The organism is Salmonella sp. SJTUF14076 (assembly GCF_015534835.1).
Taxonomy (GTDB): domain Bacteria; phylum Pseudomonadota; class Gammaproteobacteria; order Enterobacterales; family Enterobacteriaceae; genus Salmonella; species Salmonella enterica.
Genome location: NZ_CP064674.1, coordinates 2590873 through 2608067, shown reverse-complemented (window position 1 = coordinate 2608067; position 17195 = coordinate 2590873). Strand labels below are relative to the sequence as shown.

The 17195-nt window shown below is 51.8% G+C and carries 14 protein-coding genes; 3 read left to right on the top strand and 11 right to left on the bottom strand.

Annotation, left to right across the window (positions count from 1 at the left end; translation table 11 throughout):
• Window positions 1-304: 304 nt before the first annotated feature.
• The 8 genes from pykF to ttrB all read right to left on the bottom strand — a co-directional run bounded on the left by pykF (window position 305) and on the right by ttrB (window position 11546).
• Window positions 305-1717 carry a pyruvate kinase PykF gene (pykF, locus tag HU143_RS12715; RefSeq protein WP_000751447.1) on the bottom strand — a complete coding sequence of 471 codons (1413 nt, stop codon included), beginning with the start codon at window positions 1715-1717 and terminating at the stop codon, window positions 305-307.
• Between the two features lie 401 nt (window positions 1718-2118).
• The gene (locus tag HU143_RS12710) at window positions 2119-3462 is read right to left on the bottom strand and encodes an APC family permease (RefSeq protein WP_051129131.1); all 1344 of its coding nucleotides are present in this window, start codon (window positions 3460-3462) and stop codon (window positions 2119-2121) included.
• 21 nt (window positions 3463-3483) lie between these two features.
• Window positions 3484-4377 (bottom strand): proline iminopeptidase-family hydrolase, encoded by an 894-nt coding sequence (locus tag HU143_RS12705; RefSeq protein WP_001000508.1) that lies wholly within the window; start codon window positions 4375-4377, stop codon window positions 3484-3486.
• 58 nt (window positions 4378-4435) lie between these two features.
• The gene (locus tag HU143_RS12700) at window positions 4436-5173 is read right to left on the bottom strand and encodes a glutamine amidotransferase (protein WP_000697187.1); all 738 of its coding nucleotides are present in this window, start codon (window positions 5171-5173) and stop codon (window positions 4436-4438) included.
• 11 nt (window positions 5174-5184) lie between these two features.
• Window positions 5185-6411: a PfkB family carbohydrate kinase gene (locus tag HU143_RS12695; RefSeq protein ID WP_000471822.1), complete on the bottom strand. Its 1227-nt coding sequence runs from the start codon at window positions 6409-6411 to the stop codon at window positions 5185-5187.
• 322 nt (window positions 6412-6733) lie between these two features.
• Window positions 6734-9796 carry a tetrathionate reductase subunit TtrA gene (gene ttrA / locus HU143_RS12690; RefSeq protein ID WP_023226946.1) on the bottom strand — a complete coding sequence of 1021 codons (3063 nt, stop codon included), beginning with the start codon at window positions 9794-9796 and terminating at the stop codon, window positions 6734-6736.
• Window positions 9789-10811, bottom strand: coding sequence for a tetrathionate reductase subunit TtrC (gene ttrC, locus HU143_RS12685; protein ID WP_000149775.1), 1023 nt, complete (start codon window positions 10809-10811; stop codon window positions 9789-9791). The genes ttrA and ttrC overlap by 8 nt, the downstream gene beginning before the upstream one ends.
• Window positions 10812-11546, bottom strand: coding sequence for a tetrathionate reductase subunit TtrB (gene ttrB / locus HU143_RS12680; protein ID WP_001523928.1), 735 nt, complete (start codon window positions 11544-11546; stop codon window positions 10812-10814). It abuts the gene before it with no gap.
• 181 nt (window positions 11547-11727) lie between these two features.
• Here ttrB and ttrS point away from each other — a divergent pair, with 181 nt between their 5' ends.
• The 3 genes from ttrS to fumD all read left to right on the top strand — a co-directional run bounded on the left by ttrS (window position 11728) and on the right by fumD (window position 14411).
• Entirely contained in the window at window positions 11728-13506 is a 1779-nt protein-coding gene (ttrS, locus tag HU143_RS12675) for a tetrathionate respiration histidine kinase TtrS (protein WP_077909977.1), read from the top strand.
• Window positions 13481-14101, top strand: coding sequence for a tetrathionate respiration response regulator TtrR (ttrR, locus tag HU143_RS12670; RefSeq protein ID WP_000190927.1), 621 nt, complete (start codon window positions 13481-13483; stop codon window positions 14099-14101). Before ttrS ends, ttrR begins: the two co-directional genes overlap by 26 nt.
• 97 nt (window positions 14102-14198) lie before the next feature.
• Window positions 14199-14411, top strand: a complete 213-nt coding sequence (fumD, locus tag HU143_RS12665; protein ID WP_000165779.1) for a fumarate hydratase FumD — start codon at window positions 14199-14201, stop codon at window positions 14409-14411.
• Window positions 14412-14506: 95 nt separating this feature from the next.
• On the opposite strand, the gene mlrB is transcribed toward fumD, so the two are convergent.
• The 3 genes from mlrB to HU143_RS12650 all read right to left on the bottom strand — a co-directional run bounded on the left by mlrB (window position 14507) and on the right by HU143_RS12650 (window position 17183).
• Window positions 14507-15466: a transcriptional regulator MlrB gene (gene mlrB / locus HU143_RS12660; RefSeq protein WP_001060717.1), complete on the bottom strand. Its 960-nt coding sequence runs from the start codon at window positions 15464-15466 to the stop codon at window positions 14507-14509.
• Between the two features lie 171 nt (window positions 15467-15637).
• Window positions 15638-16366 carry a MerR family transcriptional regulator gene (locus tag HU143_RS12655; RefSeq protein ID WP_000122320.1) on the bottom strand — a complete coding sequence of 243 codons (729 nt, stop codon included), beginning with the start codon at window positions 16364-16366 and terminating at the stop codon, window positions 15638-15640.
• Window positions 16367-16544: 178 nt separating this feature from the next.
• Complete coding sequence (locus HU143_RS12650) at window positions 16545-17183, bottom strand: two component system response regulator (RefSeq protein ID WP_000666334.1); 639 nt, start codon at window positions 17181-17183, stop codon at window positions 16545-16547.
• Between the last annotated feature and the right edge of the window lie 12 nt (window positions 17184-17195).

Here is a 17195-nt window from a genome sequence, read left to right as displayed (position 1 = left end):
TACCCTCTAGATTGAGTTAATCTCCATGTAGCGTTACAAGTATTACACAAACTTTTTTATGTTGAGAATATTTTTTTGATGGGAATGCACTTATTTTTGATCGTTCGCTCAAAGAAGCATCGAAATGCATGAAAGTCCCTAAAAAACCGAAAGAAAACAGGGGGCTTCCATCGGATTCTTCTTAGATAATCCGCAATTAGATAGTAAAATCCGATTTGATTTTTTTATTAATAGTGGCTATCGATTAAATAAAAAAAGCGCCGGAAGGGCGCTTTTTTAAACAAATTAATTCACACAACAATTATTACAGTACGTGAACAGAGGCGGTGTTAGTGGTGCCGCTTGGAACCAGCGCGCCGGAGACCATCACTACGACGTCGCCTTTCTGGGCGAGGCCGCTTTGCAGGGCGACATCTTTGCCCAGACGGTAGAAATCATCAGTAGAATTGATTTCTTTCACCAGCTGCGATACCACGCCTTTGCTCAGTACTAACTGACGGGCGGTCACTTCATTGGTGGTCAATGCCAGGATGGTGGCGTCCGGGAAGTATTTGCGCACGGCGCGAGCGGATTTACCGCCCTGGGTCGCTACCACGATCAGCGGCGCTTCCAGTTTTTCGGCGGTTTCTACCGCGCCGCGGCATACTGCTTCCGTAATGCGCAGTTTACGGCTGTCGTTGTTGTAGTCCAGACGGCTGTTCATGACGCGGTCGGTACGTTCGCAGATGGTCGCCATGATAGAAACGGCTTCCAGCGGGTATTTCCCTTTTGCGGATTCGCCGGACAGCATAACCGCATCCGTACCGTCGAGGATGGCGTTCGCAACGTCGCCTGCTTCTGCGCGGGTCGGACGCGGGTTTTTGATCATAGAATCCAGCATCTGAGTCGCGGTGATCACGACTTTACGTGCGCGGATACATTTTTCGATCATCATTTTCTGCGCAAAAATCACTTCTTCAACCGGGATTTCTACGCCCAGGTCGCCACGCGCAACCATGATGCCGTCGGAAGCTTCGAGAATTTCATCGAAGTTGTTCAGGCCTTCCTGGTTTTCGATCTTAGAGATAATCTGGATGTTTTCGCCGCCGTGGGCTTTCAGATGCTCGCGAATTTCGACAACGTCAGAACGTTTACGGATAAAGGACGCAGCAACAAAGTCAACGCCCTGTTCGCAACCGAAGATCAGGTCCTGTTTGTCTTTTTCAGCCAGCGCCGGCAGAGCAATAGAAACGCCCGGCAGGTTAACGCCTTTGTTCTCGCCCAGATCGCCGTTGTTCAGCACCTTACAAATGACTTTATTGCCTTCGATGGCGGTCACTTCCATACCGATCAGACCATCGTCAACCAGGACGGTGTTGCCAACGCTCAGGTCGCTGGTGAAGCCTTCATAGGTGACGGCAACGATTTCATTATTACCGACCACGGATTTGTCGGTGGTAAAAGTAAAGGTTTGGCCCGCTTTCAGCGAAACGTCGTTACCGCCTTCCAGTTTAATGGTGCGGATTTCTGGTCCTTTAGTATCAAGCAGAATAGCGGCTTTTTTACCAGTTTTGCTCATCACGTTGCGCAAGTTCTGGATACGCTGACCGTGTTCTGCATAATCGCCATGAGAGAAGTTCAGACGCATCACGTTCATGCCCGCGTCCAGCATTTTGCTTAACATCTCTTCGGATTCGGTTTTCGGACCGATAGTACAAACAATTTTCGTCTTTTTCATGACAGTCTTAGTCTTTAAGTTGAGGAGGATATGGAAATCTGGCTTCGGGCGCGCACGGCCCGGAAGCTAAGCCTGTGTTGCTAAAGTGATGATGCCTCGCTCTAAGGATAGGTGACATCGAAAGAGCGTGCAGAGGAATGTGTGCTCGCGTTTCAGCCCAACGGGAAGGGGATAATTTTAGTCGTTGAGTTTTACAGTCCAATGCGCTGAAACCATTCAAGAGACAATTGGCGCGCATTATACGCTGAAATTTACAAAAAAGGAAAATGAAAACCCTGTTTCAAAAGACATCTGTGCAGATCCACAACGGTTTGTTATTACGCTGTTTACGATGTCGCTGGCGATAACGCCGCCCGAACAGGGGCGGCGTTGCGCAACAGTGGGTGTTGTTGCGCATAATGTCAATCGAGCAACTTTTTGCCTTCCAGGTCGATGGCGATGTTTTGGTTATGTGCTTTTCGATAGCACAGAATCGCTATCCCGATCGCCGCCCAGCTAATTCCGAGTATCAGAGCGTGAATGTTCATGTTTAAACAGACGTAGCCGATGACGATCATCCCCATGATCGGCGAAATGACATGGGCGAAAATGCGCCGCTGGGCTTTCATCCGGAAATTGAACAGGATAAACACACACAGGTTCACGACAAAAAAAGCGAAAAGCGCGCCAAAGTTCACCAGCGTGGAGATAGACTCAATCTTGCCGGAAAACAGGTAGCTGAGCAGCAGGGTGACGCCGCCGGTAAACAGAATGGCATAATCCGGCGTTTTACGCGTGGTATGGACGTGAGCGAGGAAGGCGGGCAACATTCGGTCGCGCCCCATTGAAAATAGCACTCTGGACACCGCCGTTTGCGCGGTAATAATGTTGCCGACGGCGCACACAAACGCCACAATGATGGAAAATGCCACTTTGAGCCAGATACCGCCAACGTTGCCGGCAATGGTGAAAAATGCTTCATTCGTCGCATTGCCTTCCGCGAAGCGGTCGACATTACCGGTGGCGAACGCCGCAAACGCCACAACGATAATAAACAGTACCGTCGCCAAAACTAACGCCAACAGCGTTGCTTTACTGACGGCGCGTCCCCCGCCTTCGCTTTCTTCACTTAATGTACTGATAGCGTCAAAGCCGAGAAAGTTCAGCGCAGCCACCGAAATCGCCGTCGCGATGAGCCCTGGGGTGAACCACTGTGAATCGAAAAAAGGCCGGAAGGAAAGCGTTATCTGACTACTGTCCAGCAGCATCAGACGGACAATGAGTAGCACGAAAATCGCCAGAATACCGAGTTGAATAAAGACCAGTAACTTATCGAATTTCGCCGTTTGCTGTATCCCGAGATAGTTGACTCCGGTGCCGATAGCCACATAAATCAACGGCCAGACCCAGACCGGGATTTGCGGTAAAATAGCGTGGACCGCGACGCCGCCCAGCACTGCCACGAGCGTAGGGAACAAAAGATAATCCAGCAGTAATATCCATCCGGTCAGAAACCCTACGGCGGGATTAATGCATACGCCAGCATACGCATAGGCCGAACCCGACGAGGAGATATGTTGCGATAAGGTAGAGTAGCTGTACGCGATAAAAAACATCGCGATCGCGCCAATAATATAAACCAGCGCAACCATACCGTGCGAAAGATTATAAACGACGCCATAAAGAGAGACTGGCGCGATAGGCACCATAAACACCAGACCATAAAGCACTAAATCGGTAAGAGACAATTTTTTGACTTTTTTCATGATAAATACCTTAATGGCTTTTTATGCCAGATCGCGTAAAAACGCGCTTACCGCTGCGAGGCAGGGCGCGATATTTTCTTCATGCGGGTTATGGCTGCTGCCGGGAATAGTGACCGCGCGGCAGTCTGAAATGTGAGAGAGAAGCGGAGAGACGACGCGCTCGGTTGCCTGATCGTTTTCGCCGCGTAGTACCAGAACAGGACAGCGTATCTGGCACAAATGGGGCGTAATATCCCAGTCGGCAAGTTTGCCATTTGCCGCCAGTTCATTGGTTCCCCATAAAATGTGATAACCCGTAGGGTCGGCGGCGAACTGCGCATTAGAGCGCTGAACATGAACGGCTTCTTCCGCGAGGGTATAAACGTGTCTGGCATAATAAGCGACCAGCTGTTCCGGTGGGTTTTGATAAATGACGGCGGGCATAATGACGTTTTTGATATCGTCATCGGACATTGGCGTCAGAGCGTTAAAGAGCCGTATGGCTTCCTGTTGCCACAGGGCGATACTGGCCGGCGAACTGGCCAGTATCGTCCCGCGAAGCCCGGCAGGCTGTAAGCAGGCGTGCTCTGCGGCAAGCATTCCGCCCCAGGAATGTCCCAGTATCGAATATCCGTGTCCAATACCCAGGTGATGAATTAATTGGGTTAATTGACGGAGATAACGCGCAATAGTCCAGAAAGACGCGTCAGCATGAGGAAAATGCGTTGAACGACCGCAGCCATATTGATCGTAAAATATTACCATGCGCCCGTCATCAGCCAGACGGCGATAATTTAATAAATAATCAAAGCCGCCAGAAGGGCCGCCATGAAGGATAATGAGCGGCGTGAGTAATGATTTTCTGTCTCCATAAATCCGATAGCTTGTCAATATGTTTTCAGAAAACATTTCGCCATAGAGATAAGTATCATTCATATTCTTAATGACTCAGTGTGTGGCAGGGCAGGCGAAATTTATATTCGCCTGGGTAATATTATTTTTTTATTGTGTGTAAAACATTACACCAGAAGGTGGCGTAATGTTCCCATTGCAGAAACTGCGGGCTTCCCCAGTGCGGCGAACAATCACTGGCAAAGCAACATACTTTCCCTTTATGGTAAGTACCCATAACTAACAGTGGATCGCCATTAATTTCAGCAAGGACTTGACTATTTTCTTTGGCGATAAGCTTGTTATAGCCCAACAGCGGCGGCCATTCGCTAAATGGCTGGGTAATAACATGCTCTACCGCAGTATTTACTGCTTTACATCCTTGCGGTAGTTCTACGCGGTCATCTACATCCAGCATATCAACCGGCAATACCTCCGCCAGAACCGTATTTTTATAATTGGCTTTTGCTTCTATTCCCGTAAAGGATAAATACCCGCCGATCATCAACAGACCGCCGCCCTCAGCAACATAATCGGCGATAAGTTGTAATGCATCAGGAATAATGTCCATATTATAAAACGTTCTGTTTTGTAGCAGGAACGTATTGCTACCGATATCACTGATGACGATCGCATCATAGCAGGCTAATGCTTCGGCGGTTTGTGGAAAACGAGTTTGCACAATATGGGCAGGCATGTAGTCTACATCGATATTACCCTGGCGTAAGCAGGATAATAAATAGTCTGCGCCTTCTTCGTATTTGCTCGATGTAAAGCTATCAAAACCTTTAGAGTGAATCATATGAATGTGCCAGGATTCGCCAATAAATAAAATTTTCATTATGTCACCTGTTAATTAATGTGAATGACTTTATTAGATTGGGTACGCATTCGATGTAAAACCTGCAAGTGCTGAGGCATACTCGACGCACCGACTTGTTCCACCGCCAGAGAAGCGAAAGCGGAGGCATATTGAATGGCTGCGACCATGTCTGCTTGTCGCGCCAGCGCGGCGGCTAAGGCGCCATTAAAAGCGTCACCGGCCCCGGCGGCATCTTTTACCACGGCGCTCCACGCAGGAATATACAACGTGCGGGCGTGCTCACAGAGCAGAGATCCACGGGCGCCAAGGGTAATGATGACTTTTTTCACCCCGGATTGCAGAATAATATTTCCGGCTTTTTTCGCATCATTAATATCAGTAATGGTTACACCGGATAAAAAAGAGGCTTCAGTTTCATTCGGCGTGATGATGTCAATATCAGATAATAAATGCGTCACCTGTTTCGTATAGGGGGCAGGATTTAGCATGATCATTTTATTTTCTTGTTTTCCCAGGCGAATAAATTCAGTCAACGCTTCAATGTTCGTTTCGAGCTGCATTAACATAACGTCAGACTCGGCGATATAACGGTGTTGCTCGTTAATCTCTTGCGTGGTGAGCATCATATTGGCGCCAGGGTAGATGGCGATAATATTATCGCCATCCACGGCGGAGACATAGATCAATGCGCTACCGGTGGGCGCTTTATCTGTTTGATACGCGCTGTATGAGGTGATGCCTGATTGAATAATATGATTCATAGCAAATGCGCTGAACTGATCTTTGCCCACTTTAAAAATAAAATGCGCCGCAGCACCAGCATTGTTTGCCGCTAAAGCCTGGTTGGCTCCTTTACCGCCAGGATAGAATCCAAATTGACTGGCCAGAATGGATTCTCCGCTTTGTGGAAACCACGGCACGGTTGCTGAAACATCAATATTGAATGAGCCTAAAACACACACCTTGCCTGCTTTTTTTGTGTTTTCCCGGCGCAGTTTTGCATCCTGATGGATTGGCGTGGCGATAGTGCTGGAGATATCAATCTTATTTTCAGTGATAAGCTTACTCAGCGCGTCACGATTTAAAATCCCTCCGCCATAGCAACGCTGAAGCATACCTGATTTCTGGAAATAGCGTAGATCGGAACGAATAGTCTCCTGGCTAACCTTATAAAGGTCTGAAAGTTTACTGACACTAACACTATTATCCTTTATCAGTAAATTAATGATGGCATGACGTCTTTCTTCTTTAAACATATTGCCTCCGGGTAGTGAGTTGAATTGTATTTATGGCAATGTTGTCATGCGGTGAATTCAATCACAGATTATGCGGTCAACCGGAAGTAACCCCAAATGAATGTCAATAATCAGAAGCGCAGCCAATGTGTTAAATATTAATTGCTTACAGAAGGGGAAAATAGTTTTGTGAGTGTTGTCATATATTTTCTATGTAATATGACGGGGTGAACGTAAAATAGTTGGGCTTGCACGATTCAGTGAGTATATGCAGCCGGACAGCGTTCGCTTATCAGTCGCTACCCTCGACGAAATAAGACGATATCGCTCTCCGGCCCTGGGGTTATATACGCTCGATTTTTGCCGGCAGCCCCTGACGTACCGCTGCGCCAGAAACCCAGTCGAGCCAGGTGTTGGTAATGGTTCTTGTCGGATCGGCAAAGCCCAGATCGTTAAGATTTATGCCTGCCCTGATTTGTGGATCATACGGCATAGGCACGCCATCCAGAGAGTGCTGCGTTGCGCCCATCTCGCGGTGGCCATATCCGTGTTCGATGGCGATGACGCCAGGCATCACGCCATTTAACAAACTGATTTGCGCCACGACCTGACCGCCCGGCGTAATGATCCGTACCCGATCGCCATGTTGCAGTCCATAACGCTCGCCGTCTTGCGGATTCAGCGCCACCAGGTTTGCTGGCTTCACATGGTGTAAGCGCGGGATGACGGCTGTTGAGCTGGACATGGTATTTGATTTAAATGAAATCAGTTTCAGCGGCCACTGTCCAATGGGAAACTGGTCGTCAATCGCACGACCATCTGACAAACGCGCCGGATACCAGACCGGGCAACCGCTGAAACGCTCCCCGGTGATGGCGTGACGGTGGGCGGCGACATCTGCATTCCAGATCTGTAAGGGTTTTTTCCACGCGTTACCTAACCGTTGCTCCGTATAGCCGCTATCCTCGGGCGCAAACCGGCCGCCACGCGAGTAGATAAACGCCACGCGACCGACCTCATCAGCTTTAAGCGTGTGCTGAATTGCTGGCAGAATGCGGCTGACGCCGGTAAGCGAAATATCTTCCTGATTTGCCAGCGCGACCGGCGTCTTGCCCATAAAGGCGATATTAGCGGCTACGCGCAGATAGAAGTCTTCCGCCCGGTTCAGTGGAAAAGTATTGCCCTGCGGATCGGTTATCGCCCGGTCGCCGAAGCCGGGCAGATGGAGCCGTTTTGCTACCGCAATACAAAATGCTTCCATTGAGACAGGTTGCCCGTCCGCCGTGCGGTGAGTGGCGGGGGCGACAACCGGCCAGCGGGCGGTAGTGGCTTTACTGGCTACGCCGCCCCAGGGCGCCGTAAAGCCCCAGCTCTCAAAATTGTGCGTATCCGGCACAATGTAATCCGCCAGCGCCGTCGTTTCATTCATAAAGGCGTCAATCGCGATAAAGAGCGGCAGTCGGCGAGGGTCTTTTAGCTTTTCTTCCGCCACGGCGCGTAGACCGGGAACACCGTAAAACGGGTTGCTCATATTGGAAATCCAGGCTTTAAGCGGATAAGGATAGCCTTCGAGCGCGGAGGTCAACAGTTCGGTAAGCTGGCCTGCCACAAAGGGATACCACGGCGCTTTGGCTGGATAAGGGGATTGCCCGCGGGCAATTTTGTCGCGGTATTCTTCCGATGCTTCATAAGCGGTTTTGCTACGGGCAATACTTAACCCGGACGGTTTCACTTTTCCGGCAAAACTGTTCATGTTGTAGCGGGGGCCGTCGCTAACGCCGTTGAATTTGCCGCCGCCGACAAAGACGCCGCCGGACAAGCTGAGGTTGCCGATCAGCGCGTTAAGCATCATGACCGACCAGGCGTTATAAAACCCATTGCCGGCCATCATGCCGCCGTGACTGATGACCGCGGCTTTACGTCCGTGACTGGTAAAGGTTTCCGCCAGCGCGATAATTTGCGCTTCCGGTACGCCGCACTGTTCGCTGTATTGCGCCAACGAGAGCTTTTCTGCCGCCTCTTTCAGGCGTTGCAACCCGCTCTTCACCGTGACCCGTTGGCCGTCGGCGAGCGTAACGTACTGCGTCACGAAAAGCCGTGCCTGTCGGCAAGTGGACGCATCGACCAACTCGCCGTCGGTATTCAGCACGACAGGGGTCTCTTCGCCATCGGGCGTAAGATGGCGCAGCGTCAGGTGTTGTCCGGCAAGCGTCGGCAGTTCATCCGCAATGACCAGGTGCGTGGCGTTGGTCCAACTTTGCTCGCCGGCCTGCTGCATAGCCTGTACGCCGGGAATCGCCAGATAATCAGCATTATAACGTTCATTATCCATGATCCAGCGGATCATCCCCATTGCCAGCGCCGAATCGCTGCCGGGCATGACCGGTTGCCAGCGACCGCGAGGATCGGCGAGCACCGTTGATAAGGGGAGGGCGGGGGCAACCACGACGTATTGAAAATTCTCACGCAGTCGGGCGCTCGCCAACTGACGTGCCTGGCGTTTAAACGGATTGCCGGACTGTGCCGGGGAGGTGCCCATAAAGAGCGCAAACTCCACGTTTTCCCAGTCGGGTTTGACATGCGGGTTTTTATCCAGATCGCCCATCAATGCCCCGGAGCCGGCCCGGTAAGCCAGTCCACAGTAGGCGCCATGCGCGCCGAAATTCTTGCTGCCGAAGCTATTTAGCGCAAAACGACGCAGAAACGCATCGCGGCCTTCGTCGCTGGTATTCGTGACCAGTAACTGATTGGTTTTGGGCCCGAAACTGGGGTGCTTTGCGTCAATTGGCGTATCCGGCGCATGAATCGCGCGCAGTCCGTCCACATGACCTTCGCCAAACAGATCGCCGCCTTCCACGACTTCTTCAATAAGCTGCTCAAAGCTGATGCGCTGCCATTTCCCTTCGCCGCGTTTACCCACGCGTTTCATCGGTTCAAGCAGTCGTAGCGGACTATACAGGCTTTCCAGCAGCGTGGCGCCGCGCGCGCAGGCGGTTGAGCGGGCGTCAAGACCGCTTTCTCCCGCCAGTTGCTCCATGGCTTCGCTAAAAGGGACGGACGAGTCAATCGGGTGTTCCTGCGACAAGGGGTGATAGGGATTGCCGGCGATGCGTATCACTTTGCCATCGGCATTAACCCGGGCGCGGATACCGCACTGTGTCCAACAGCCGAAGCATTGCGTCATGGCGATGGTTTGTTGTGGATTTTGCTGCCAGTGCGTTTGCGCCTGCGCCTCCGGAATTAACGCATTGCCAAAGATGCGGTCGCGCGTTACCTTGCCGGATGTCCCGTTTAACAGGCCATCAATTGCGCGTTTCGCCACATCACGGTAGCTCAGACCAAAAGTGACCATCCCACCGACGGCGAGACCGACTTTTAGCCACTGACGACGGGTTAAATTAGCCATGTTGTAATCTCCTGGTGAGTCCGTTCAGCGTTTCACGAATAATAATCAGTAGCGCTATCCACAGGCCGAAGGTGCCGAGAATAGCCAGCCAGCCATCCGTTCCGCCTGGTAACGAGTAAGGGTTAAATTGCGCGTTGAACTTGGGGACGGTTTGTACCTGAATCAACAATGTCCAGCGCATCAGCCAACATAGCGCCAGCGCGCTCAGAGCCAGCAGAACGCGTCTTAGCTGCGATAACGGATGACGTAGCGCCAGGCTACAGAACAGCAGCGTGAATACCCACAGCGCTAGCCAGCCGACAGCGTAATATTTGGCTGACAGGGCGACGGAAATCCACTGACGGATTGCCGTGCCGGAAAGCGTATCGCCGCTAACCCACATGGCCACAACCAGCCCCAGCGCCGCCAGCGTCCAGATTTGTCCCCACAATATTTTTGGCAGCCTTACCGAGTCGCGTCGGGCGGCGACAATCATCAGCGCGAAGAACGCCTGTAAGGCGCTAAGAAACATCGCCACGGGGAAGGCGTAGCTAAACCAGATTGGACGCGCCAGCACAACGGAGACTTCGCGGCCGGTATAAATCAACAGGCCCACCGCGCAAAGCGCGCTGGCTAACGCCAACCATTTAGTGACGTTGTAACTTTTATTGAGTAATCGTTTTATCTGCTGCGCCAGGAACCACAGAGCGAGAAACCCGGTAAACAGCGGCAGGAACAACGCTCCCCAGGGCATCCACGACCAGGGCGTCGGCCAGGCATAGAAATGCCAGACGCGGGCGGTCTGGTGCAGATCCGCCGTCAACGCCAGCGGTGCGGTAATCGCACAGGTAATGGCAATCAGTAATGCCCGATTTTCTTCTGTTGCGGCGTCTTTTTTCCGCCAGTGAAGATAACAGGCAAACAGTGCGGCGCAGGCGGCAATACCAATAAAAAAGAAATATTGTACCGCCCACGGCAGCCAGCTAATGTCCTGCGGGTGAGCCAGCACTTCTTCAATGATGAGTGAATGCGTCATTCAGACCTCCTGCCAAAGCGCGGGCTGCGCACGGCCCATTAATGGGGTGACAAAGGCGTCGTCCAGACCCAGGTAGAAAACATGGGGCGACGTGCCGTTTTCCGGCTTTAATACCTTGATAGCGTCGCGATGCTGATGAAGCATGGTGGCGATGCGGCTATGGGGATCTTTGATATCGCCAATAATCCGCGCGCCGCCGACGCAGGACTCTACGCAAGCGGGTAACAGTCCGGCTTCCAGACGATGGACGCAAAACGTGCATTTATCGGCAGTTTGCGTTTCATGATTGATAAATCGGGCGTCGTAAGGACACGCCTGGACACAATAGGCGCAGCCGACGCAGCGTTTGTTATCCACCACCACAATGCCATCTTCCCGCTGAAAGGTGGCTTGTACCGGGCAGACCGGCACACAGGGGGGGTTATCGCAATGGTTGCACAGACGCGGCAATAGCACATTCGTGACTTCCTGACTACCTTCACGCTGGACCTGGTATTGGTTCACGGTCGTACGAAACGCGCCCTGCGGCGTTTGGTTTTCAATAGTGCAACTTACGGTACAGGACTGACAGCCGATACAACGCCGCAGGTCGATAAGCATGGCGTAACGGTGTCGGGGAGAGCCTTCATGCCGCTCCGGCGAAAAAGGAAATTTCGCTTCAGCCAGCGGAACCAGCGAGGCGCCAGCGGTCAGGACGCCGAGCTGCTGGAGAAATTGCCGTTTACTGCTGTCCATATTGACTCCCGTCCACATTGCCAACAATGAAACATTTGTCACGATGTTGGTTCATGTGTAATGAATAAAAAATGTTGATGATTTACAGTGTAAAAATCGAGACGGGGTGTGCTCTATTGTGGTTAACCACATACCCGGCTTGTTGTTGATCTAAAACAACATAATTGACAGGGATATTGGGGTGAGAGGTAAAACCGTAAGGCGCCTGGCGGTGTTGGCGGCAGTAGGGCTACTTTGTCATGGCGCGTGGGCAGGGACGTGGAATATCGGTATTTTGGCCATGCGCGGCGAGGCGTCTACGCGTAGCCACTGGCAACCGTTGGCAAAGACATTAAGCCAACAGCTTCCAGGCGAAACCTTTCACATCCAGCCGCTGGATCTGCATCAAATGCAGGAGGCCGTTAACCAGGGAACCGTGCAGTTTGTGATAACCAACCCGGCGCAATTTGTCCAACTGAACAGCCATGCGCCGCTGCGCTGGTTAGCTTCCCTGCGCTCCACGCGCGATGGGAAAGCAGTGAGTAATGTTATTGGCAGCGTGATTTTGACCCGACGCGATAGCGGCATCACCACGGCGCATGATCTCATCGGTAAGACCGTCGGCGCGATTGATGCTCAGGCGTTTGGCGGCTATTTATTAGGCTATAAAGCGCTCAGCGACGCGGGCTTACGCCCGGAGCGCGATTTTCATCTCCGTTTTACCGGATTTCCTGGCGATGCCTTAGTCTATATGCTGCGCGAAAAAGCGGTGCAGGCGGCAATTGTGCCAGTGTGCCTGTTAGAAAATATGGATCAGGAAGGATTGATTAATAAAAAGGACTTTATCGCGCTGCTTTCCCGACCGACGCCCCTGCCTTGCTTAACCAGTACGCCGTTATATCCTGACTGGTCGTTCGCGGCGCTACCTGCGGTAAGCGATGCGCTGGCGGATCGCGTAACGCGAGCGCTATTCAACGCGCCCGCCGCCGCGCCATTTCACTGGGGCGCGCCTGCGTCCACCAGTCAGGTGGAAGCGTTGCTGCGTGATGTTCGTCAGCACCCTCAGCAGCGTCGACTGTGGCTGGATGTCAAAAGTTGGTTAATCCAGCACCAGCTAATGGTCGGTGGCGTGATTCTGGCGTTCCTGTTGCTCACGCTCAATTATATTTGGGTCATGCTGCTGGTGCGTCGACGCGGAAAACAACTGGAACGTAATAATGTAGTCCTTCATCAGCATGAGCGGGCGCTGGAAACCGCCCGGCAAATGAGCGTGTTGGGTGAAATGACCTCCGGGTTTGCCCATGAGCTTAATCAGCCGCTTTCCGCGATTCGACATTATGCCCAGGGGTGCCTGATTCGACTGCGCGCTGCAGATGAACAGCATCCCTTGCTGCCGGCGCTGGAGCAGATTGACCAGCAGGCGCAACGCGGTGCGGATACTCTGCGTAACCTGCGTCACTGGGTCAGCCAGGCGCAGGGCAACCCGGTGCTAACCGAAGCGTGGAAGGCCATAGCCATTCGCGAGGCGATTGATCATGTCTGGCAATTGTTGCGTATGGCGCAACAGTTTCCGACAGTGACTCTGCATACCGAGGTTAGCGCTGCGCTGCGCGTAACGCTGCCGTCAGTGCTGCTGGAACAGGTGCTGGCGAATATCATTCTTAATGCGGCTCAGGCGGGCGCCACCCATTTATGGGTCGTTGCTGAACGTACTGAACACGGCATCAGTATCGTTTTACAGGATAACGCCGGGGGAATCGACGAGGCGCTATTACGTCAGGCGTTTCAGCCGTTTATGACCACCCGCAAAGAGGGGATGGGCTTAGGGCTGGCGATTTGCCAGCGGCTGGTGCGGTATGGGCGGGGCGATATCAGCATCAGGAACCAGACCGCGCCGGATGGTCTGTCGGGAACGGTGGTCACGATACATTTCTTACATGAAAATGGGGGCAGGGATGGCGACAATTCATCTACTGGATGATGATACGGCGGTCACTAACGCGTGCGCGTTTTTACTGGAAAGTCTGGGATATGACGTAAAATGCTGGACGCAGGGGGCGGATTTTTTGGCGCAGGCCAGTCTGTATCAGGCCGGGGTCGTATTACTGGATATGCGAATGCCGGTACTGGATGGGCAGGGCGTTCATGATGCGTTGCGCCAGTGCGGAAGTACCCTGGCGGTTGTTTTTCTTACCGGGCATGGCGATGTACCGATGGCTGTGGAGCAGATGAAACGCGGCGCCGTCGATTTTCTGCAAAAACCGGTATCGGTAAAACCGCTACAGGCGGCGCTGGAGCGTGCGCTGACGGTTTCATCGGCAGCGGTGGCGCGTCGTGAGATTATACTGTGTTACCAGCAGTTGACGCCGAAAGAGCGTGAGCTGGCCAGCCTGGTGGCAAAAGGATTTATGAACCGTGAAATTGCGGAAGCGATGAATATCGCGGTGCGTACCGTAGAGGTGCACCGCGCCAGAGTCATGGAAAAAATGCAGGCCGGTAGCCTGGCGGAACTGATTAGGCGTTTCGAAAAAATGGCCTCGCCAGAGACCAGAATACGAACAACGTATGAGCCATGAATAATAAACTGCGTTATTTCTTTGATTTGCATCAAATTTTGTTTAATAGAGAAGACTGTTATATTCTGTTGGTTTGATCTGGCGACGAGTAAAACGTATGACAAAACCGACAAAAGATGACGAACTGTACCGCGAGATGTGCCGGGTGGTGGGCAAGGTCGTGCTGGAAATGCGCGATCTGGGGCAGGAGCCTAAATATATTGTTATTGCGGGCGTGTTAAGAACCGCGCTGGCGAATCAACGCATCCAACGTAGCGCGTTAGAAAAACAGGCTATGGAAACCGTGATTAACGCTCTGGCGCGGTCATAGCCGCTATCAGGGTGGCAATAACGAAATCGCCTTTGAATCGTCGCGATTGTCACCATGGCGGGCGGGTTGCCCGCCGTTAGCGATGCGCAGGGTTATCAGGTGATGGCTAAGCGCAGCCCTAATGTATCAGGGTACGGCTCAAAATAATTCTGGCTGCGTAGATAGTCATCCGGATGTTCCGCCAGATAGTGCTTCAGCAGCGTTAACGGTGCCAGGATAGGTAGTCGGCCCGCCCGGTAGCCGAGAATCACCTCGCGTAATTCCGCGCGTTGCCTGCTGTTCAACGCGCGGTGAAAATAGCCCTGGATATGCATCAGCACATTGGTGTGGTTTTTACGTGAAGCGGGGTGGCGCAGGATAGCCATCAGTTTTTCTCTGTATCGGACAAAGAAGGCATCCAGATCGTCCCACTCATGCAGACGCGCGACGAAAGGGCCAATTTCGCGGTAGCCGGCCTGGTGGTGGGCGAGAAGCTGAAGTTTGTATCGGCTATGAAACGCGAGCAAACTGTGACGACTCAAGCCCTGCGCGCGTAGCGCATTTAATTCATGTAGCGCGAAGATACGTGCGATGAAATTCTCGCGTAGTACCGGATCGTGCAGGCGACCATCTTCCTCTATCGGCAGCCAGGGATATTTGTCCATCATCGCGGCGGTAAACAGCCCCGTGCCAGCTTTGCGGCCCCTGTTACCCTTTTCATCATACAGGCGAACGCGCTCCATTCCGCAACTGGGCGATTTTGCACACACAATAAACCCCGCCAGTTCGCCTATTGTTGGCAGAAACCGATCGGCAAAGGCATTCATTCGCTCGGTAACGTCATCGTGCGGGGCATGGCTATAGCGCATCCGAATGTCGCCACAGGTCGTCTGGATAAGACGCAGCGCAGGGCGGGGCACGGGCAGGCCGATCGCCACCTCCGGGCAGATCGGTTTGTAGGCCACCCACGGCGCCAGAGAGTTCATGACAAAATCCATACGCTTATGTCCGCCATCAAAGCGTACCGCGGCGCCAGTCAGACATCCGCTAATGCCGACTACGGGTTTGTTATTCATGATTCCCCCTTATTGAAAGTACGACGACTGACGCCAACGGCGCAAAATGTTATCTCACGCTGATTTAAAACTTACACAACTTTGTTTTTTTGTCTAAGTTTTCGCGGAGATTTTTTTTATGTACTTAAATATCAATAAGATAGAATGAGAGGAAGAAATCTATTTCAGCGCTTATAGTGTGATAACCTCCAGCGAAGCGACCACGTTGCGCCACTGGGCAAGCTGTTTTTTCTGCCCGGCAGTGAGCTTGCCGGTGGTCACCAGGAACCATTTTCTCTGGGCGAACAGCTCGGGCGCCAGAACGGCTGGTGGAGAGGGAAGCACATTGAGCCGCAGCTCTTGTCCGGTACGAGTCAACGCTTCCAGCCAGATTTCACAGTGATCCGAGAGATGCCATCCGCTAATAAAAGCATTGTTGCCAGGCGCTTTTCTGTCGCCTTCAAGGCAAAAAGAGGTGTAGGCAATAATGATGCCATCCAGTATTTCGCGCAGCGTCATCACGGCGGGAAGATGCGCGGACACTTTGCTGCGCAACGGACGCAATAAATGGGTCACCAGTTCTGCGCGGGGATATTCCCGGCCACAGTCATAAATCAACTGCCGCAGCGCGTCAATTCGCCCTTCGTGGAGATGTTGAAGCATCGTCTCCTGAATCGTTATCCAGTTATCGCCCAGGCGAATGACCGGACGCGACAGTAAGGGTTTGACCTGACTTATCGGTACGCCTTTTCTCACCCAGTCGAGGATGCTAAGCGCTTGTCGAATATCGTCATCGCTGTATAAGCGATGCCCGCCATCAGTACGCTGCGGTTTCAATAAACCATAGCGTCGCTGCCATGCCCTTAGCGTGGCGGCATTGATACCGCATAGTCTGGCAAATTCGCCGATAGAATACGACATGGTAAAGCCCGTTAAATAAGGGGATTCTACTATATCATGATTAAATGAAGACTAAGGTAGTGATAAATGGTGCGGCATACCAGAGCATCCGTATGGATTTTGTCGATGATGAGCAATACTGCGTGGCGTAAGGCTCATCAAAATATGACCAATGCTTAATACCATCGGATGCCCCTGGTTAATACTCTATTAACCTCATTCTTCGGGCGCAGTTAAGTAACTCTGTCACTTTATGAACCTGTAGCTTTCTCATCATATTCATCCGATGTGTTTCGACGGTTTTTATACTGATATGTAGCTTTTCGCTGATCCCATGATTGGTATACCCCTCGTCAATAAGTTTAAGAACCTGACGCTCGCGCAAAGTAAGCAGTTGATGATTGGTCGTGTCAGCCTTTAATTCAGCCAGGATAGCTTCCCGATTCAACGTCGGGTCAATGTAACGCTTGTTTACTGCTACTGTTTGCAATGCCGCTAACAGAACTTGCTGACTACTGCTTTTTAAAACATAGCCATTAGCACCTGCGGCTAAAGTTTTAATGGTCATATACTCTTGTTGGTATGCTGTGTAAACCAGAATATTCATTGCTGGCCAACGCTGATGTAATTGAGGAATGATATCCAGGCCATTGATGCCAGGTAAGCTAAGATCAAGGATAAGTATGTCAGGCTCGTATGCGCAACAGGCATTATAAACCTCAAGACCATTTTTAACATGCTCTACAATTTTAAAATGAGGCCAGGGTAATAAGGCATTCATAATGCCGTTAATGATGATTTCATGATCGTCTACTAATAAGATCTTATATTCTTTCATTTTGCTGCCCTC